This is a genomic window from Pseudomonas sp. RC3H12, from assembly GCF_018596375.1.
In the GTDB taxonomy this organism is placed as follows: Bacteria; Pseudomonadota; Gammaproteobacteria; order Pseudomonadales; family Pseudomonadaceae; genus Aquipseudomonas.
This window is the reverse complement of record NZ_CP075595.1, coordinates 5,238,478-5,257,633: the sequence shown is the minus strand read 5'-3', so window position 1 is coordinate 5,257,633 and position 19,156 is coordinate 5,238,478. Positions and strand designations below refer to the sequence as shown.

Genomic DNA, 19,156 nt, shown 5'->3' with positions numbered 1-19,156 from the left:
GCTGTGGAAAACCCTGCCCTCCATAAGGAGGTGCGCGCATTCGCCACAGACACCTGCCCGCTCCAAGGGCCGGCCGCGCAGCCTGTGACTGCTCGGCAAAATCTGTCTTTCGCATCGCCCATGCCCGTCAACGCCTTGTATTCCGGGGGTTACACGATTTCCTGGGGTGTCGATTCGTGCTTCCGTGACCGTCCGAAAACTGTCAATGGCACAAATTGTCGCAGAGCTTATTCTTTATTGATTGAACGTTCAATCAAAACAAAATAGACTGGCCTTCGCCGAGGCAGCCGCTTGTCGTCTGCCCGCAGGCCTGAGGAGATAGCAAGATGCCCAAGGTCGGTATGCAACCCATCCGCCGCCAGCAGTTGATCGAAGCCACACTGCAGGCGGTCGATCAGGTCGGACTGGGAGATGCCAGCATTGCGCTGATTGCCCGTTTGGCCGGCGTGTCGAACGGCATCATCAGTCACTACTTTCAGGACAAGAACGGCCTGATCGCAGCGACGATGCGCTACATCATGAACATGCTCAACGAGGGTGTGATCGCGCGTCGTCAGGCACTCACGGACGACAGCCCGCGTGCCCACCTGAAGGTGATCATCGAAGGCAACTTCGATGCGAGCCAGGTGAATGGCCCGGCAATGAAAACCTGGCTGGCCTTCTGGGCCTCCAGCATGCACCAGCCGTCTTTGCACAGGTTGCAGCGGATCAACGACCACCGCCTGTATTCCAACCTGTGCTGCCAGTTCCGCCGCGTCCTGCCGCTCTACCATGCGCGCAAGGCTGCCCGCGGCCTGGCAGCGTTGATCGACGGCCTTTGGCTGCGTGGTGCCCTGTCGGGTGACGCATTCGACACCGAGCAGGCAATACGCATCGCTTACGAATACATGGATCTACAACTGGCTAAGCAGCAGACCCTGGGCACAACCGACCAGGCCGCTGAACAGCCGCGCGCAGCGACCAGCCAACCGGCGGGAGCGTGACGCGGCAGCCAACCACACACTGCACTTGCGAGGACACTATGGCCCGTTTCGGAACGCAAAAACTCTACATCGATGGCGCTTACGTCGACGCTGGCAGCGATGCCACCTTCGAAGCCATCAACCCAGCTACCGGCGAAGTCCTCGCCCACGTGCAGCGCGCAACTCAAGCTGACGTCGAGAAGGCCGTCGAAAGCGCCGAGCGTGGCCAGAAAGTCTGGGCCGCCATGACCGCCATGCAGCGTTCGCGCATCCTGCGCCGCGCCGTCGACATCCTGCGCGAGCGCAACGACGAGCTGGCCATGCTGGAAACCCTGGACACCGGCAAGTCGTACTCTGAAACCCGCTACGTCGACATCGTCACCGGCGCCGACGTTCTGGAGTACTACGCTGGCCTGGTACCGGCCATCGAAGGTGAGCAGATCCCGCTGCGCGAATCGTCCTTCGTCTACACCCGCCGCGAGCCGCTGGGCGTGACCGTCGGTATCGGCGCCTGGAACTACCCGATCCAGATCGCCCTGTGGAAATCCGCCCCGGCCCTGGCCGCCGGCAACGCGATGATCTTCAAGCCGTCGGAAGTCACCTCGCTGACCACCCTGAAACTGGCCGAGATCTTCACCGAAGCCGGCCTGCCGAACGGCGTGTTCAACGTCCTGACCGGCAGCGGTCGCGAAGTCGGCACCTGGCTGACCGAGCACCCGCGCATCGAGAAAGTCTCCTTCACCGGCGGCACCACCACCGGCAAGAAAGTCATGGCCAGCGCCTCGAGCTCGTCGCTCAAGGAAGTCACCATGGAACTGGGCGGCAAGTCGCCGCTGATCATCTGCGATGATGCCGACCTGGACAAGGCCGCCGACATCGCCATGATGGCCAACTTCTACAGCTCCGGTCAGGTCTGCACCAACGGCACCCGCGTGTTCATCCCTGCCGCGATGAAAGCCGCCTTCGAAGCCAAGATCGCCGAGCGCGTTGCCCGCATCCGTGCCGGCAACCCGGAAGACGAGAACACCAACTTCGGCCCGCTGGTCAGCTTCCAGCACATGGAAAGCGTGCTGTCCTACATCGCCAAGGGTAAAGAAGAAGGCGCCCGCGTCCTCTGCGGCGGTGAGCGTCTGCTGGACGGTGCCTTCGCCAAGGGCGCGTTCGTCGCCCCGACCGTGTTCACCGACTGCACCGACGACATGACCATCGTCAAGGAAGAGATCTTCGGCCCAGTGATGAGCATCCTCAGCTACGAGACCGAGGAAGAAGTCATCCGTCGCGCCAACGACACCGAATACGGCCTGGCCGCCGGTGTCTGCACCAACGACATCAGCCGCGCCCACCGCATCATCCACAAGCTCGAAGCCGGTATCTGCTGGATCAACGCCTGGGGCGAGTCGCCGGCCGAAATGCCGGTTGGCGGTTACAAGCAGTCGGGCGTCGGCCGTGAGAACGGTGTCAGCTCGCTGGCTCAATACACTCGCATCAAGTCGGTCCAGGTCGAGCTGGGCGGCTACAACTCGGTTTTCTAAACCCCGTTTAGCCACGCCCGTGCTTTCACGCACGGGCGTTTCCGCTCCCTGACCACCGCCAACGAGGGTACTTTTCATGTCCCAAGAATTCGATTACATCATCGTCGGTGCCGGCTCCGCCGGTAATACCCTGGCCACCCGCCTGACCGAAGACGCCAGCGTCACCGTGCTGCTGCTGGAAGCCGGCGGCCCCGACTACCGCTTCGACTTCCGCACCCAGATGCCGGCCGCCCTGGCCTTCCCCCTGCAGGGTCGTCGCTACAACTGGGCCTACGAGACCGATCCGGAGCCGCACATGGACGGCCGCCGCATGGAATGTGGCCGCGGCAAGGGCCTGGGTGGCTCCTCGCTGATCAACGGCATGTGCTACATCCGCGGCAATGCCATGGACTTCGACGGCTGGGCTGAACTTCCAGGCCTCGAGGACTGGACCTACCTGGACTGCCTGCCGTACTTCCGTAAAGCCGAAACCCGCGACATCGGCCCGAACGACTACCACGGCGGCGAAGGCCCGGTCAGCGTGGCCACGCCGAAAGCCGGCAACAACCCGCTGTTCCACGCCATGGTCGAGGCCGGCGTGCAGGCCGGCTACCCGCGCACCGAAGACCTCAATGGCTACCAGCAGGAAGGTTTCGGCCCGATGGACCGTTCGGTCACCAAGAATGGTCGTCGTTCCAGCACCGCCCGTGGCTACCTGGACCAGGCCAAGAAGCGCCCGAACCTGACCATCGTCACCCACGCCCTGAGCGACCGCGTGCTGTTCGACAACAAGCGTGCCATCGGAGTGACCTACCTGGTGGGTGACAGCGAAGAGCGCGTCGAAGCCCGCGCCCGCAAGGAAGTCATCGTTTCCTCCGGCGCCATCGCCTCGCCACAACTGCTGCAGCGCTCCGGCGTCGGCCCGCGCGCCCTCCTGGAAAGCCTCGACATTCCAGTGGTCCACGACCTCCCGGGCGTCGGCGAGAACCTGCAGGACCACCTCGAGCTGTACCTGCAGTACGCCTGCACCCAGCCGGTGTCGCTTTACCCGTCGCTGCTGTGGTGGAACCAGCCGGCCATCGGTGCCGAGTGGCTGTTCAACGGCACCGGCATCGGCGCCAGCAACCAGTTCGAGGCCGGTGGTTTCATCCGCACCCGCCCTGAATTCAAGTGGCCGAACATCCAGTACCACTTCCTGCCGGTCGCCATCAACTACAACGGCTCCAACGGCGTGAAGGAGCACGGCTTCCAGGCACACATGGGCTCCATGCGCTCGCCAGCCCGTGGTCGCATCCAGGCCAAGTCGAAAGACCCGCGCCAGCACCCGAGCATCCTGTTCAACTACATGTCCACCGAGCAGGACTGGCAGGAGTTCCGCGACGGCATCCGCCTGACCCGCGAAATCATGGCCCAGCCGGCGCTGGACCCGTACCGCGGCCGCGAGATCAGCCCGGGCGCCCACGTGCAGACCGATGAAGAGCTGGACAAATTCATCCGCGAGCACGCCGAAACCGCCTTCCACCCGTCCTGCTCGTGCAAGATGGGCACCGACGACATGGCGGTAGTCGATGGCGAGGGTCGCGTGCACGGCATGCAGGGCCTGCGTGTAGTCGATGCGTCGATCATGCCGCTGATCATCACCGGCAACCTCAACGCCACCACGATCATGATCGCCGAGAAGATCTCGGACAAGATCCGTGGCCGCAAGCCGCTGCCGCGCAGCACCGCCAAGTACTATGTGGCAGGTGATGCGCCGGTGAAAGGCAAGCCGATGCGTGAAGTGAAGCAGGGCTGACACCCCGATCAGGGGCCGCGCTGCGGCCCCTCTCACGCCTTCCAGTCAGGTGGGCAACGCAAAGAAGGTGCGCATCAACGCGTCATCCTCTGTGCCCAAACGCTCAGCCAGTGCCTGAAGATCGAACAATCCCCCCGTGCGCATCTCCCGCACGGTCCCCCCGCTTGGCGCCTGGGCCAGCGCCTTCAGGCACACCTCCGTAAACTGATAATCGTGCCCCTGAACGGCCGTCACCTTCTCCACTTGCAGGTAGCGCCCCGGCAACATCAGCGACTCCGCCTCATCCGGTCGCCTTGAGAAGGGCCCGATAGGCGTCGCCTGCATGTCCTCGCCCGGTTCCAGCACGTACACCAGCGCGTGGTCATCAAACGGTCCTCTGCCACTGACCTGTGTCTGCGGGTCGTTGAAAACCTCCCAGAGTGCATAAGGGTTTTCCGTGAAAGACGTGAAGTCGGTGGTCACCAGCACGTCACCCACATCAATGGCGCCATCGCCGAACGCCGGTATACCGGTACCCCGCAAGCTGGATGCTGCCCGGTACAGCCGTACCTGGTTGCTCACTCCTATATGCCCAAGGGCACAGGCAAGGTCGTGACTGCGCTGGACATTCCCGGCGTGAGTACCTTCGAGGGGCAAACCCCGCCACAGGTTGTTGTAGCGCTCTGGTGAGCTGGTGTACTCGGCAATGGCGGCCGAGCCAAAGCCGTGCTCATCCCGATAGACGGGAAAGGGCTCACTGAATGCATCCAGATACTCACCGCAGGGGCCCAAAGCATCCAGGTCAGCCCACGGCACCGAGCCCATCAGGGCTTCCTGGCGGGCTAGCGCCTGGTCCGACATCGCCAGCAATTCGTCTGCCGCCGGCGCCATGTAAAGCCCCCAGTCGACCTCGGCAGCCGCGGTTTGCGCCTGGCCAGCAATGCGCGGGGGTATGCGGCTCTCGCTGAACAGCTCACCGGCTCGCATCATTGCTGCATCGAGCAGAATAAAAAGAATATCCGTCAGTACTGCCCACCATGCTGCCGTGCGCCAAGCCCGTTTGCCATTGAGCGCCCGGTCCAGGTGCAGCCCCAGGCTCGCGGTACCAAGCCCCAGCGAGGTCAATATGACTGGCCAGCCAAACGGCGCCATCGGTGCAATGACCAGGCTCGCAGCTTGTAAGCCCGCCAGCCAATTGGCCTTGCGCAGTTGTGCGTTGGTGGTCAGCCGCTCGTGGGCATCGCTGGTCAGATCATCCATGACCGCATCGCGCAGGTGGACGAACAGGTCCCCTGCAATCGCCTGCCCGGTAATCGTGATATCGCCCCGTGACTGGGCAAGCCACTTGAGGTTTGTGCTTAGGCGCAGGCGTAGCGACTGTGCCAGTACCCCATCCCCGACGAATAGCCTGACCAGGCGCTCCCGCCCCTCAGGCGTGGCTGCCTGATCAGCAAGCCATGCTGTCAGCGCGTGGCGATCGTCGAATAGCTGCACAACAGCCTGCGCATCGGCAAGATAGAGGCACAACTTGCCAGCCTTCAGCTTATGCTGGAACAACAGCCTGGCGCTGATACCGCCGATGGCAAGCATGCTCCAACCCCGCTGAGCATTCACCGGGCGGGTCTGTCGCAGACCTTGCACACTGATCGGCACTGCGGGTGCCGCAAACGTCGCCACCATCAGCTCCCGCCGCTCTGGCTCGCTGAGCGTCGATTGGCCCACAGCGGCAAGGAAACGGGCGCGGGCCAGCACGCAATAATCTTCGCCATGCTGCGACCGGAACCTGCTCAGAGCCTCGGTATAGCGCCCCGCAAAATCCAGTTGCCAGAACGCCTTCAGTACCTGCTGTGGGTCAAGCCGCACTTCGTTGCGCTCGTCATAGTCAATGTGGCTGGCATCCACCCGGTAGAAGCCACCGTAAACGCTTAACTCATCTGCACTGTCCTGCTGCTGTGGGCTGAAGCGCTGGACCACCAGCTCGGTCAGGCTCAGGGAGCGCCAGGGCGGCCCGCTGTGGCACCAGCCGGTGTAGCTGCGCGAGCTCGTTGCCGCGGCGTGGAATTCGTGCCAGTAGAGCCTGTCCGGATCCACCCAGTAACCCAACTGCTGGTGCAGCACATGGCCGGCCGCTTGACGCGCCATCCTGTGCAAATCAGGGAAATGCCCCAGCATGCGTTGAGCCAGCTGGGCGAGTGACAAGGTTTCTTGATCGTTCATGGATCTTGGCTACCTGGGACAAGGCGTTCCACTACACCGGCAAGCCGCAGCAACGATGCGGTATCGCTTTACAGCCCGCATCGGCCTCAGGTTAGAATCGATTGGCACGCGACCTGCTAGCTTTTTCTGAAAACTACGCTACATGGTCCATTCCCCCGCTGTCGGAGTACCTGCCTTTGGATGCAAGCACCATCAACAGCCTGTTCTTGATCGGCGCATTGCTGGTGGGCGCAAGTATCCTGGTCAGTTCCCTGTCATCGCGCCTGGGTATTCCTATTCTGGTCATCATCCTCGCCGTCGGCATGGTCGCCGGTGTCGACGGTGGCGGGATCATCTTCAACAACTACCCGACCGCCTACCTGGTGGGCAATCTGGCTTTGGCCGTGATCCTGCTCGACGGCGGCCTGCGCACGCGGGTGGCAAGCTTTCGCGTAGCGCTGTGGCCGGCGCTGTCGCTGGCCACGGTCGGGGTGATGATCACCACCGCCCTCACCGGCCTGGTTGCCGCCTGGCTGTTCAACCTGAGCCTGATCCAGGGCCTGCTGATCGGCGCCATCGTTGGCTCCACCGATGCCGCTGCGGTGTTCTCGCTGCTGGGCGGCAAAGGCCTGAACGAACGGGTTACCGCCACCCTGGAGATCGAGTCGGGCAGCAACGACCCAATGGCCGTGTTCCTCACGGTCACCCTGATCGACATGATCGCCAGCGGCCAGACCGGTCTGCACTGGAGCCTGCTGGGCCACCTGTTGCGCGAATTCGGCATCGGCGGGCTGCTGGGCCTGGGTGGCGGCTGGCTGATGCTGCAACTGGTAAACCGCATCAACCTGGCCGGTGGCCTGTACCCGATCCTGGTGGTAGCCGGCGGCCTGGTGGTGTTCTCGCTGACCAACGCCCTGCACGGCAGCGGCTTCCTCGCCGTGTACCTGTGCGGCCTGGTGCTGGGCAACAAGCCTATCCGCAGTCGCCATGGCATCCTGCACATGCTCGACGGCATGGCCTGGCTAGCCCAGATCGGCATGTTCCTGGTACTGGGCCTGCTGGTCACGCCCCACGACCTGCTGCCCATCGCCCTGCCCGCCCTGGGCCTGGCATTGTGGATGATCCTGGTCGCCCGGCCACTGTCGGTGGTCGCCGCACTGCTACCGTTCAAGGCCTTCCATGGTCGCGAGAAAGGCTTCATCAGCTGGGTCGGCCTGCGCGGCGCGGTGCCGATCATTCTGGCGGTGTTCCCGTTGATGGCTGGCCTGCCCCAGGCCCAGCTGTTCTTCAACCTGGCGTTTTTCATCGTGCTGGTGTCGCTGCTGGTGCAAGGCACCAGCCTGCCGTGGATGGCCAAGCTGCTGAAGGTCACGGTACCGCCGGACCCGGCGCCGATTTCACGCTCCGCGCTCGAGGTACACGTCACTAGCGAATGGGAGCTGTTCGTCTACCGCCTGGGCGCCGAAAAATGGTGCATCGGCGCCGCACTGCGTGAGCTGAAAATGCCAGAGGGCACGCGGATCGCCGCCTTGTTCCGCGGCGAGCAGCTGCTGCACCCGTCGGGCAGCACCGTGCTGGAGGTCGGCGACATGCTCTGCGTGATCGGCCACGAACATAACCTGCCGGCGCTGGGCAAGCTGTTCAGCCAGGCGCCGCAACGCGGCCTGGACCTGCGCTTCTTCGGCGATTTCGTGCTCGAAGGCGATGCCGAGCTGGGTGCGGTGGCCGCACTTTATGGCCTGAAACTCGATGGCCTGGACGCGAAGATGCCGCTGGCGCAGTTCATCCGACAGAAGGTCGGAGGCGCTCCAGTAGTAGGCGACCAGATCGAATGGCACGGCACGATCTGGACCGTCGCGGTCATGGACGGGAACAAGATCCAGAAAGTGGGCGTCAGATTCCCCGAAGGTACCCGCCCCGGCCCCGGGCTGTTCCTCTAAACTCCGATTTGCCGCGTAACACAAGAACTCTGCCTATGTCCCTGCGTGACCATTGCCGCGCAGCCCTGCTGGGGCTGTGCCTGACCCTCTCGTTCGCCGCCGGCGCGGTGGAAATCCCGACCACTCCGGGCATCCAGAGCAGCCTGAGCAAGATCGCCGAGCGCAAACTGCCGGAAACCGAGCAGAAAGCCGTGCAGCAGGTGCTGGAGCAGACCCTGGCGCTGCTCAACGCCCGCGACGACAGCGAAAAGAAGCTCGAAGCCCTCAAGCAACAGCTGGCCAACGCTCCCCAGGAGATCCGCGACAGCCAGCGCGAACTGATCAAGCTCAAAGCCTCCAGCGTCGTGCCGGTGGCGCAGCGCTACGCCAGCCTGACGGTGCCGCAGCTCGAACAGATGCTCAGCGAGCGCAGCACTCAGCAGGGCGACCTGCAGAAAGCGCTGTCCGAAGCCAACAGCCTGATCATCAACTCCCAGACCCGCCCGGAGCGCGCCCAGGCCGAGATCAGCGGCAACCAGATGCGTGCCCAGCAGATCAACAACAGCCTCAAGAGCGGCAAGGACAACGGCAAGTCGATCAATGCCGACCAGCGCAACCAGCTCAACGCCGAGCTGGCCTCGCTCAACGCCCTGACCCTGCTGCGCCGCCAGGAACTGGCCGGCAACAGCGTGCTGCAGGACCTGGGCAACGCCCGCCACGACCTGCTGATCGAACGCGCCACAAGGCTGGAACAGGAAATCCAGGACCTGCAGACGTTGATCAACGAAAAGCGCCTGGCGCAGTCGCAACAGGCCGTCACCCGCCAGTCGATCGAGGCGCAGAAGGCCGGCGGCAGCAACCTGCTGGCCACCGAGAGCACCGCCAACCTGCAGCTGTCCGACTATCTGCTGCGCAGCACCGACCGCCTCAACGAGGTGACCCAGCAGAACCTGCGCACCAAGCAGCAGCTCGATAGCCTCACCCAGGCCGACCAGGCCCTCGACGAGCAGATCAACGTACTCAAGGGCAGCTTGCTGCTGTCGAAGATCCTGTACAAGCAGAAGCAGGCCCTGCCGCACCTGAAGCTTGATCGCAACCTGGCCGACCAGATCGCCGATATCCGCCTGTACCAGTTCGAGATCAACCAGGAACGCGAACAGATGAGCAGCCCGTCCGCTTACGTGGACAAGCTGCTGGCCAGTCAGCCCGAGGAAGACATCACCCCGCAACTGCGCAAGGCCCTGCTGGAAGTGGCGATCACCCGTGGCGACCTGCTCGAGCGGTTGAACCGCGAGCTGTCGGCGCTGCTCAACGAATGCATCACCCTGCAGCTGAACCAGAAGCAGCTGCTGAGCACCGCCCAGAGCCTGCGCACCACGCTGGAAGAGCAGATGTTCTGGATCCCCAGCAACAAGCCGCTGGACTGGCAGTGGCTGCGCGAAGTACCCGAGCGCCTGACCACCCAGGTGGCCAGCCTGCCCTGGGGCGCGGGCATCAAGGAACTGGCTGACGGCCTGGTGCAACAGCCGCTGCTGTTCCTGCCGCTGATCCTTGTGATCGGCGCCCTGCTGTGGCGGCGTAAGGCGCTGTACCGGCGCCTGGGCAAGGTCCACCAGGACATCGGCCACTTCAAGCGCGACAGCCAGTGGCACACGCCCCAGGCGATCCTGATCAACATCCTGCTGGCCCTGCCGGTGGCCCTGGCCCTGACCCTGGGCAGCTACGCCCTGCAGCTCGATGCCCGTGGGCAGAACGCCAATCTCGGCGCCGCCTTGTGGCAGATCGCCCAGGCATGGCTGGTGTTCTACACCGCCTACCGCATCCTCGCCCCGGGCGGAGTGGCAGAGATCCACTTCCGCTGGCACAAGCCGCAGGTCGAGTTCCTGCGCGGCTGGGTGCGCCGGCTCGGCACCGTGGTGCTGGCCCTGGTCGGTGTGGTGGCAGTGGCCGAACACCAGCCGTCGGCCTTGGCCGAGGACGTGCTGGGCATCGGCGTGGTACTGACCTGCTACGCCCTGATGGCCTGGCTGCTCAGCCGCCTGCTGCTGAGCAGCCCCGCGCACCGCAACACCTCGCTGTTCCGCAAGACCGTGGGAGTGGCCTTCACCGCCTTGCCCATCGCGCTGTTCGTGGCGGTGTGCTTCGGCTACTACTACACCGCCCTCAAGCTCACCGACCGGTTGATCTACACCCTTTACCTGCTGCTGTTCTGGCTGGTGATCGAGGCCGCGTTCGTGCGCGGCCTGTCGGTGGCGGCGCGGCGCCTGGCCTACCAGCGCGCCCTGAGCAAGCGCCAGGCGGCCAAGGAAGGGCTTGACGGCGAAGTGGTGGTCGAGGAGCCGACCCTGGACATCGAGCAGGTCAACCAGCAGTCCCTGCGCCTGATCCGGCTGGCCCTGCTCGGCGGCTTCATCGGCGGGCTGTACTGGGTATGGGCGGACCTGATCACGGTATTCGCCTACCTCAACAACATCACCCTCTACGAGTACAGCAGCGGCACCGGCGCGGCGGCGAGCATGGTGCCGATCAGCCTCGGCGACCTGCTCGGCGCCATGGTCATCGCCGGTATCGCCGTGGCCCTGGCCAGCAACCTGCCGGGCCTGCTCGAAGTACTGGTGCTGTCGCGCCTGAACCTTGCCCAGGGCAGCGCCTACGCCATCACCACGCTGCTTTCCTACGTGATTGCCGGCGTCGGCATCGTCAGCACCCTGGCCACCCTCGGGGTCAGCTGGGACAAACTGCAATGGCTGGTGGCGGCACTGTCGCTTGGCCTGGGCTTCGGCATGCAGGAGATCTTCGCCAACTTCATCTCCGGCATCATGATCCTGTTCGAGCGTCCGGTGCGCATCGGCGACACCATCACCATCGGCAACCTGTCCGGCACGGTGAGCAAGATCCGCATCCGTGCCACCACCATTACCGACTTCGACCGCAAGGACATCATCGTCCCTAACAAGACCTTCATCACCGGCCAGCTGATCAACTGGTCGCTGACCGACACGGTCACCCGGGTGACGCTGAAGCTGGGCATCGACTATGGCTCGGACCTGGACCTGGTGCGCGACCTGCTGCTCAAGGGCGCCCACGAAAACCCGCGGGTGCTCAAGGATCCGGAGCCGCTGGTGTACTTCCTCAACTTCGGCGAAAGCTCGCTGGACCACGAGCTGCGCATGCATGTGCGCGACCTGGGCGACCGCAACCCGACCCTGGACGAACTGAACCGCTACATCAACCGCGAGTTCAAGGCGCACAACATCAAGATCTCGGTGCGCCAGGTGGAGGTGTTCCTCATGGATACCAAGGGCGGCAAGCAGCAGTTGATCCCGATGGACAGCAAACCGGACAGCACCCCGCCGAGTTGAGTGGACGCCAAGGGGCAAGCCCTTGAGAATGATGCGCAGGAGTCATAAACGCATCGCGGGGCAAGCCCGCTCCCACGCAACCTTCGTGGGAGCGGGCTTGCCCCGCGATCAGTCCAATTGCGGAGCAGGCCTGTGAAGTCCCTCGACCAACTCACCTTCGACAACCGCTTCGCCCAACTCGGCGACGCCTTCTCCACCCAGGTCCTGCCCGACCCGATCGCCGATCCACGCCTGGTCGTCGCCAGCGAATCGGCCATGACCCTGCTCGACCTCGACCCGGCCCAAGCCGAACTGCCGGTGTTCGCCGAGCTGTTCAGCGGCCACAAGCTCTGGGAAGAGGCCGACCCGCGGGCGATGGTCTATTCCGGCCACCAGTTCGGCTCCTACAACCCGCGCCTGGGGGACGGTCGTGGCCTGCTGCTGGGCGAGGTCCTCAACGATGGCGGCGAGCACTGGGACCTGCACCTCAAGGGCGCCGGCCAGACGCCCTACTCGCGCATGGGCGACGGCCGCGCCGTGCTGCGCTCGTCGATCCGCGAATTCCTCGCCTCCGAGGCCCTGCACGCCCTGGGCATTCCCAGCAGCCGTGCGTTGTGCGTGATCGGCTCGAGCACCCCGGTATGGCGTGAGACCCGCGAGAGCGCCGCCATGCTCCTGCGCCTGGCCCAGAGCCATGTGCGCTTCGGCCACTTCGAATACTTCTACTACACCAAGCAACCGGAACAGCAGCGGGTGCTGATCGACCATGTGCTGGAGCAGCACTACCCCGAGTGCCGCGATGCCGAGCAGCCTTACCTGGCCATGTTCCGCACCATCGTCGAGCGCAACGCCGAGCTGATTGCCCGCTGGCAGGCCTACGGCTTCTGCCACGGGGTGATGAACACCGACAACATGTCGATCCTCGGCATCACCTTCGACTTCGGCCCCTACGCCTTCCTCGACGACTTCGACGCCAACTTCATCTGCAACCATTCCGATGACCGGGGCCGCTACAGCTACGCCAACCAGGTGCCTATCGCCCATTGGAACCTCAGCGCGCTGGCCCAGGCGCTGACCACGGTGATCGAAGTCGAGCCGCTGAAAGAAGCGCTGGGGCTGTTCCTACCGCTGTACCAGGCGCACTACCTGGACCTGATGCGCCGCCGCCTGGGCCTGACCACGGCCGAGGACGGCGACATGGCGCTGGTCGAGCGCCTGCTGCAGTGCATGCAGAGGGGCGGCGTGGATTACACCCTGTTCTTCCGCCGCCTGGGCGAGCAACCCGTGGCCGAGGCCCTGCAGGTGGTACGGGAAGATTTCATCGATCTGGCCGGCTTCGACGCCTGGGGCGCCGAATACCAGGCGCGCTGCGCGCGCGAAGCGGGCAATGCAGAAGGGCGCCGCGAGCGCATGCATGCGGTCAACCCGCTGTATGTGCTGCGCAATTACCTGGCGCAGAAGGCCATCGAAGCCGCCGAGGCGGGCGACTACCGTGAAGTGCGGCGGCTGCACCAGGTGCTGGGCAAGCCGTTCGAGGAGCAGCCCGGGATGCAGGCCTATGCCGAGCGGCCGCCGGAATGGGGCAAGCATCTGGAAATCAGTTGTTCGTCATGAACCCCGGGGCCGCTACGCGGCCCCAGCAATATCAAGGAGATGAAATGTCCGAACCACTCGTAATCCCCTGCCCAAACTGCAACGGCCTCAACCGCCTGCCCGCCGAGCGCCTGGGCGACAGCCCCAAATGCGGCCGCTGCAAACAGGACATGCTGCTCGCTCAGCCCTTCGAACTGAACGAAAGCACCTATGCCGCCCAGATCAAGGGCGATCTGCCGTTGCTGCTGGATGTCTGGGCCGACTGGTGCGGCCCCTGCAAGAATTTCGCCCCGGTGTTCGAACAGGCCGCACGCCAGCTCGCCGGCCGCTGCCGCCTGGCCAAGCTCGACAGCGAGGCCAACCGCAATCTCGCCGGCCAGCTCGGCATCCGCTCGATCCCGAGCCTGATCCTGTTCAGGAACGGCCGCGAAGTGGCTCGCCAGGCCGGCGCATTTCCACTGCAGTCGTTGCTGGAGTGGCTGCGCAGCCAGGGTGTCTAGGCGCTGCGTTCGAGCAGGTCGTGCAACTCGACGAACTGCTGGGTCAACTTGTGCCGTGGCTCAAGGTGGATCAGCGGCAGGCTGGCATGGTGGGATTCGCGCATCTTCACCGAACTGCCCAGGTACACCGGCAGCACCGGCAGGCCTTCGGCCAGCAGCTCTTCGAGCATTTGCTGGGGCAGGCTGGCCCGTGACTGGAACTGGTTGACCACGATGCCCTCGACCGTCAGCTCGTCGTTGTGGTCTTCCTTGAGTTCATCGATCTCGGCCAGCAGGCCGTACAGGGCCTGGCGCGAAAAGCTGTCGCAGTCGAAGGGAATCAGCACGCGATCGGCGGCGATCAACGCGGAAACCGCGTAGAAATTCAGTGCAGGCGGGGTATCGATGTAGATCCGCTCGTAATCCTCGTCCAGCTCGTCGAGCAGTTTGCGCAGCTTGTTGATCTTGTGCTTGGCCTCGAGCTTGGGCTGCAGGTCGGCCAGCTCTGCCGTGGCGGTGACCACGTGCAGGTTATCGAAAGGGGTTTCGTAGATGTCGACCTTGTTCTTCTTGGCGAACGGCCCGCTGGACAGCGACTGCTTGAAGAAGTCGGCGATGCCCATGGGGATGTCGTCGCCGGTCAGGCCGGTCAGGTACTGGGTCGAGTTGGCCTGGGCATCCAGGTCGATCAGCAGGGTCCTATAGCCTTCACTGGCGCTGACCGCCGCAAGATTGCAGGCAATGCTCGACTTGCCCACGCCACCTTTCTGATTGAACACCACGCGCCGCATGTCAGACCTCCGTGTATCAACGAATGCCCGAGTATGTGGTCAGCGCAGCGGTTTAGCCAGCACCTTCGGGCTGTTCCAGCCCGGCCAGCAGGGCGATGAAGGCATTGGCCATGGCCGAGCCGGGCGCCTCGCGACGTACCAGCCACACGGCAGTCATCGCCTGCTCATCCAGTAGAGTGCGATACACCACGCCTTCGATGCGCATGCGCTGGAACGAGGCCGGTAGCACCGAAACGCCCAGCCCCGCCGAGACCAGGCCGATGATGGTCATCGCCTCTCCCGCCTCCTGGGCGAAATGCGGGGTGAAACCCGCCTGGCGCGCCAGGCTCATCAATTGGGCATGCAGGCCACTGCCGTAGCTGCGCGGGAAGAACACAAACGGTTCATGGGCCAGAGCCTGCATGTGCACACCTTGTTCGCTGCCGACGGCCAGCGGGTGCGATGCATTGAGCACGGCTACCAGGGGTTCGTGGAACAGCTCGGTGCAGGCTATTCCTTCTGGCAGTGGCATCGGTCGCATCAGGCCGATCTCGATGGACTCGTCGAACACCGCCTCCACCACTTCACGGCTACTCATTTCCTGGAGATTGAGGTGCACTGACGGATAGCGCTGACGGAAGGCACGAATTGCCTGGGGAATCCGCGAGGTGAACGGTGCCGACGAGGTGAAACCGATCTTCATCTCGCCCAACTCACCCAGCTGCGCTCTCCTTGCCACGTCGGCGGCCTTCTCGACCTGCGCCAGCACCTGGCGCGCCTCCTCGAGGAACAGCCGCCCGGCCTCGCTCAACTCGACCCGACGGTTGGTGCGCTCGAACAGGCGCGCGCCCAATTCCTGTTCCAGCGCCTGGATCTGCTGGCTCAAGGGTGGCTGGGAAATACCCAACTGCTGAGCGGCGCGGCCGAAGTGCAGCTCCTCGGCCACGGCGATGAAATAGCGCAGGTGACGCAGCTCCATGATCGGCTCCAAACAGGTCGTAAAACGTCTTAAACAGGTCGAACAATATATTGGATCTAATCATTAGCCAGCTATATGCTTTTTTCATCGCAGCACCGGCCCCAGCGCCCGAGGTACCCTCCGTGAGATCCGCCGTAGTCCCCCTGCCTGCCGAACCCGAGCCTGTCGTCAACGATATCTGGATCGAGAAAGGCTCGCCCGCGTTCATGAAAACCGTGCTGGCCCTGTTCAGCGGTGGCTTCGCCACCTTTGCCCTGTTGTACTGCGTACAGCCGATGATGCCGCTGCTTTCCCGGGAGTTCTCGATCAACGCCGCGCAGAGCAGCCTGGTGCTGTCGGTGTCCACCGCCATGCTGGCGTTCGGGCTGCTGGTCACGGGGCCAATCTCCGACCGCATCGGGCGCAAGCCGGTGATGGTCTTCGCCCTGCTCTGCGCGGCCCTGTCGACCCTGGCCAGCGCGGTGATGCCGAGCTGGGAGCTGGTATTGGCCGCGCGTGCCCTGGTGGGCCTGTCGTTGAGCGGCCTGGCGGCGGTGGCGATGACCTACCTGAGCGAAGAAATCCACCCGCAGCACATCGGCCTGGCCATGGGCCTGTACATCGGCGGCAACGCCATCGGCGGCATGAGCGGGCGCCTGATCACCGGCGTGCTGATCGACTTCGTCAGCTGGCACACGGCGATGCTGACCATCGGCGGGCTGGCCCTGGCAGCAGCGCTGGTGTTCTGGAGGGTGTTGCCCGAATCGCGCAACTTCCGGCCCCAGCCCCTGAATCCGCGCAGCCTGCTGGACGGCTTCGTCATGCACTTCAAGGATGCCGGACTGCCCTGGCTGTTCCTCGAAGCCTTCCTGCTGATGGGTGCCTTCGTGACCCTGTTCAACTATATCGGCTACCGCCTGCTGGCCGGGCCCTATCACATGAACCAGGCGCTGGTCGGGTTGCTGTCGGTGGTATACCTGTCGGGGATCTACAGTTCGGCGCAGGTCGGCGCCCTGGCCGACAGGCTGGGACGGCGCAAGGTGTTCTGGGCCAGCATCCTGGTGATGGCCGGCGGCCTGTTGATGACCCTGGCCACCCCATTGGCGATGATCATCGTCGGCATGCTGGTGTTCACCTTCGGCTTCTTCGGCGCGCACTCGGTAGCCAGCAGCTGGATCGGCCGCCGGGCGCTGAAGGCCAAGGGGCAGGCGTCTTCGCTTTACCTGTTCTGCTACTACGCGGGATCAAGTGTCGCCGGGACTGCCGGCGGGGTGTTCTGGCACCAGTGGGGCTGGAACGGGACAGGACTGTTCATTGCCAGCCTGCTGGCGGTCGCGTTGCTGGTGGCGCTGCGCCTGAGCAAGTTGGCGCCTAAATCGGGCTGATTCCAGGGCTGCAGTGAGGCGCTTGTCGCTCGCGGGGAGGGCCTGGAACGCCTCACTCAATACTCGATTAAAATCCAGGTTAATAATCGACATTAGCAACTCTTTGTTTGTCAGCATCCACTCAAGTGGATAAAAATCGATCAACCACAACTACAAGAAAAGCCAGGATCGATCAATGGCCAACGCCCCCCGCTCCGCCCCCGCGCAACTGCGCCGTGTCCTGGGCCTTCCCGCCCTGGTGTTCTTCGGCCTGGTGTACATGGTCCCGCTGACCATCTTCACCACCTACGGCATCGTCACCGAACTCACCGGTGGCCGCACCGCCGGCGCCTACCTGGTCACCCTGCTAGCCATGCTGTTCACCGCCACCTCCTACAGCTTCATGGTCAAGCGCTTCCCCGTCGCGGGCTCGGCGTACTCCTACACCAACATGGCGTTCGGCCCCAACGTGGGTTTCCTGGCGGGTTGGTCGCTGCTGCTCGACTACCTGTTCATCCCGATGATCAATTACCTGCTGATCGGGCTGTTCCTCAACATCGCCTTCCCAGCCATCCCGGCCTGGGCCATCGTGCTGGCGGCCATCGCCGTGGTGACCGTGCTCAACGTGGTCGGTATCCACTCGGTGGCCAAGACCAGCAACCTGATCGTCGGCGCGCAGATCGTCTTCATCGGCGTGTTCGTCGCCCTGTCCTGGCAGGGCCTGGCCGGGCAGCCGCTGGACCTGCTGGCGCCGTTGCGCGGTGATGGCAGCGCGCCGGGCTTCGCTGCCTTGATGGCGGGGGCGGCGGTGCTGTGCCTGTCGTTCCTCGGCTTCGATGCCGTGTCGACCCTGGCCGAAGAGTGCAAGGACGCCCGCCGTGACGTGCCGCGGGCGATCATCCTCACCACCCTCGGCGCCGGGCTGCTGTTCACCGTACTGGCCTATGTCAGCCAGCTGGTGCTGCCGGGCAGCACCTTCGCCAACAGCGATGCCGCCGCCAACGAAGTGATGATCAAGGCCGGCGGCCAGTTCCTCGCCAACTTCTTCACCGCTGCCTTCGTTGCCGGCAGCCTGGGCTCGGCGCTGGCCTCGCAGGCGGCGGTGTCGCGCATCCTGTTCACCATGGGCCGCGACCGCGTGCTGCCGCAGCGCAGCTTCGGCTACCTGTCGCCGCGCTTCGGCACGCCGGTGTTCGCCACCCTGCTGGTGTCGGCGTTCTCGTTGCTGGCACTGGTGATCGATCTGGCCACCCTCGCCTCGCTGATCAGCTTTGGCGCGCTGGTGGCGTTCTCGGCGGTGAACCTGGCGGTGGTGAAGACGCACCTGATGGATGATGCCCACCAGCGCACGCCGCTGGGCCTGCTGCGCTATGGCGCGGTGCCGTTGGTGGGGTTGGGCCTTACCTTGTGGCTGTGGACCAGCCTGTCGGCGCTGACGCTGGTGATCGGCTTGTGCTGGTTCGCGTTGGGGCTGGCGTACCTGGCGGTGCTGACGGCTGGTTTCCGTCGGCCGGTGCGGCTGGTGGATTTCTCCGAAACCGCGTAGCCCCGCATGTCTCCTGCAGGAGCGGCGGTGCACCGCTCCTGCAGAGGATGGGTCAGACCGACGGGGTGTTTACCGTCGGGCTACCCCACAAACTCCCCAGGTTTTGCAGCAACGACCCGGCAATCCCCTGCTGCCCCAGGTACTGCAGGATCAACGGCGCAAACTGGCCGATCATCCCGGTATCCATGCCCAGCGCCTTGAAGGCGGTGTCCAGGTCATTGCGGTTCTCGACTTCACCGCCCAGCGCATTGCTCAGCGCCGAGCTGTTCTTGTCATTGCCCAGCAACTGCCCCAGCCCGTTCAGCCCACCCAGTGCATTGTTGCCCGACAGCAGGTCGAGCCCCGGGACAGCCTTGGTCAACTGCCCGTAGTCATCGCCGCTGAGGTTGTTGCGCGCCAGGCCCAACATGGCTCCCGCGCCGCCGATGGCCTGTTCGGGGGTGATCTTCAATTCGCTGCCCAGCGTATTCAGCAGGTTGGCCTGGGCGGCCGGCGCTTGCCCCTGGGCCTGTTGGTTCTGGTTCTGCATGGCCGAGACAGCATTGGCCGCGTCGCTGAGGTTGAAGGCGAACACCGGGCTTGCGGCCAGGGTCATCAAGGTTGCCAGGGTGAATGCTTTCATCGGGAGGGACCTCGTCGGCCGGAATGGCCGGGAAACGAGGGGTTGGACTGGGGTGCCAGGGGTTTGTTCCGGGCCGGCCATCGGTGTTCATCCCAGGGCCAATCGCTGGCAAGCCAGCTCC

13 protein-coding genes are annotated in these 19,156 nt (G+C 64.2%); 9 read left to right on the top strand and 4 right to left on the bottom strand.

The genetic code is table 11. The features are described from left to right. The first annotated feature begins 326 nt into the window (after positions 1 to 326). The 3 genes from betI (at position 327) to betA (ending at position 4,268) form a co-directional block, all read left to right on the top strand. On the top strand, positions 327 to 983 hold the full coding sequence (gene betI, locus KHO27_RS23905; protein ID WP_046853878.1) for a transcriptional regulator BetI: 657 nt from the start codon (positions 327 to 329) through the stop codon (positions 981 to 983). A 38-nt stretch (positions 984 to 1,021) separates the two neighbouring features. Next, entirely contained in the window at positions 1,022 to 2,494 is a 1,473-nt protein-coding gene (gene betB, locus KHO27_RS23900; protein WP_110700325.1) for a betaine-aldehyde dehydrogenase, read from the top strand. A gap of 76 nt (positions 2,495 to 2,570) precedes the next feature. Continuing rightward, complete coding sequence (gene betA / locus KHO27_RS23895; protein WP_110700323.1) at positions 2,571 to 4,268, top strand: choline dehydrogenase; 1,698 nt, start codon at positions 2,571 to 2,573, stop codon at positions 4,266 to 4,268. A 45-nt stretch (positions 4,269 to 4,313) separates the two neighbouring features. Here the strand turns inward: betA and KHO27_RS23890 are convergent, their stop codons facing one another. Next, positions 4,314 to 6,464: a dermonecrotic toxin domain-containing protein gene (locus tag KHO27_RS23890; protein ID WP_214500884.1), complete on the bottom strand. Its 2,151-nt coding sequence runs from the start codon at positions 6,462 to 6,464 to the stop codon at positions 4,314 to 4,316. Positions 6,465 to 6,640: 176 nt separating this feature from the next. Here KHO27_RS23890 and KHO27_RS23885 point away from each other — a divergent pair, with 176 nt between their 5' ends. From KHO27_RS23885 to trxC, 4 genes are all read left to right on the top strand, one after another. Then, positions 6,641 to 8,383 carry a potassium/proton antiporter gene (locus tag KHO27_RS23885; RefSeq protein ID WP_110700319.1) on the top strand — a complete coding sequence of 581 codons (1,743 nt, stop codon included), beginning with the start codon at positions 6,641 to 6,643 and terminating at the stop codon, positions 8,381 to 8,383. Between the two features lie 35 nt (positions 8,384 to 8,418). Continuing rightward, entirely contained in the window at positions 8,419 to 11,724 is a 3,306-nt protein-coding gene (mscK, locus tag KHO27_RS23880; protein WP_214500883.1) for a mechanosensitive channel MscK, read from the top strand. 132 nt (positions 11,725 to 11,856) lie between these two features. Beyond that, positions 11,857 to 13,317 (top strand): protein adenylyltransferase SelO, encoded by a 1,461-nt coding sequence (gene selO, locus KHO27_RS23875; protein WP_214500882.1) that lies wholly within the window; start codon positions 11,857 to 11,859, stop codon positions 13,315 to 13,317. Between the two features lie 44 nt (positions 13,318 to 13,361). After that, positions 13,362 to 13,796 (top strand): thioredoxin TrxC, encoded by a 435-nt coding sequence (gene trxC / locus KHO27_RS23870; RefSeq protein ID WP_110700313.1) that lies wholly within the window; start codon positions 13,362 to 13,364, stop codon positions 13,794 to 13,796. On the opposite strand, the gene KHO27_RS23865 is transcribed toward trxC, so the two are convergent. Next, entirely contained in the window at positions 13,793 to 14,566 is a 774-nt protein-coding gene (locus KHO27_RS23865) for a ParA family protein (protein ID WP_214500881.1), read from the bottom strand. The genes trxC and KHO27_RS23865 overlap by 4 nt on opposite strands. Positions 14,567 to 14,618: 52 nt before the next feature. Next, positions 14,619 to 15,524: a LysR family transcriptional regulator gene (locus KHO27_RS23860; protein ID WP_110700309.1), complete on the bottom strand. Its 906-nt coding sequence runs from the start codon at positions 15,522 to 15,524 to the stop codon at positions 14,619 to 14,621. A 122-nt stretch (positions 15,525 to 15,646) separates the two neighbouring features. Between KHO27_RS23860 and KHO27_RS23855 the strand changes: the two genes are divergently transcribed. Both KHO27_RS23855 and KHO27_RS23850 read left to right on the top strand, forming a co-directional pair. Next, the gene (locus KHO27_RS23855) at positions 15,647 to 16,888 is read left to right on the top strand and encodes an MFS transporter (protein ID WP_110700307.1); all 1,242 of its coding nucleotides are present in this window, start codon (positions 15,647 to 15,649) and stop codon (positions 16,886 to 16,888) included. Between the two features lie 175 nt (positions 16,889 to 17,063). After that, positions 17,064 to 18,413 (top strand): APC family permease, encoded by a 1,350-nt coding sequence (locus KHO27_RS23850; protein WP_214500880.1) that lies wholly within the window; start codon positions 17,064 to 17,066, stop codon positions 18,411 to 18,413. A gap of 52 nt (positions 18,414 to 18,465) precedes the next feature. Here KHO27_RS23850 and KHO27_RS23845 read toward each other — a convergent pair whose 3' ends face one another. Continuing rightward, entirely contained in the window at positions 18,466 to 19,035 is a 570-nt protein-coding gene (locus KHO27_RS23845) for a DUF2780 domain-containing protein (RefSeq protein ID WP_214500879.1), read from the bottom strand. Positions 19,036 to 19,156: the final 121 nt, after the last annotated feature.

Excerpts from the sequence above, each read along its gene's own strand:
- betI (WP_046853878.1), top strand. The coding sequence starts at position 327 with ATGCCCAAGGTCGGTATGCAACCCATCCGCCGCCAGCAGTTGATCGAA.
- betB (WP_110700325.1), top strand. The coding sequence starts at position 1,022 with ATGGCCCGTTTCGGAACGCAAAAACTCTACATCGATGGCGCTTACGTC.
- betA (WP_110700323.1), top strand. The coding sequence starts at position 2,571 with ATGTCCCAAGAATTCGATTACATCATCGTCGGTGCCGGCTCCGCCGGT.
- KHO27_RS23890 (WP_214500884.1), bottom strand. The coding sequence starts at position 6,464 with ATGAACGATCAAGAAACCTTGTCACTCGCCCAGCTGGCTCAACGCATG.
- mscK (WP_214500883.1), top strand. The coding sequence starts at position 8,419 with ATGTCCCTGCGTGACCATTGCCGCGCAGCCCTGCTGGGGCTGTGCCTG.
- trxC (WP_110700313.1), top strand. The coding sequence starts at position 13,362 with ATGTCCGAACCACTCGTAATCCCCTGCCCAAACTGCAACGGCCTCAAC.
- KHO27_RS23865 (WP_214500881.1), bottom strand. The coding sequence starts at position 14,566 with ATGCGGCGCGTGGTGTTCAATCAGAAAGGTGGCGTGGGCAAGTCGAGC.
- KHO27_RS23860 (WP_110700309.1), bottom strand. The coding sequence starts at position 15,524 with ATGGAGCTGCGTCACCTGCGCTATTTCATCGCCGTGGCCGAGGAGCTG.
- KHO27_RS23850 (WP_214500880.1), top strand. The coding sequence starts at position 17,064 with ATGGCCAACGCCCCCCGCTCCGCCCCCGCGCAACTGCGCCGTGTCCTG.
- KHO27_RS23845 (WP_214500879.1), bottom strand. The coding sequence starts at position 19,035 with ATGAAAGCATTCACCCTGGCAACCTTGATGACCCTGGCCGCAAGCCCG.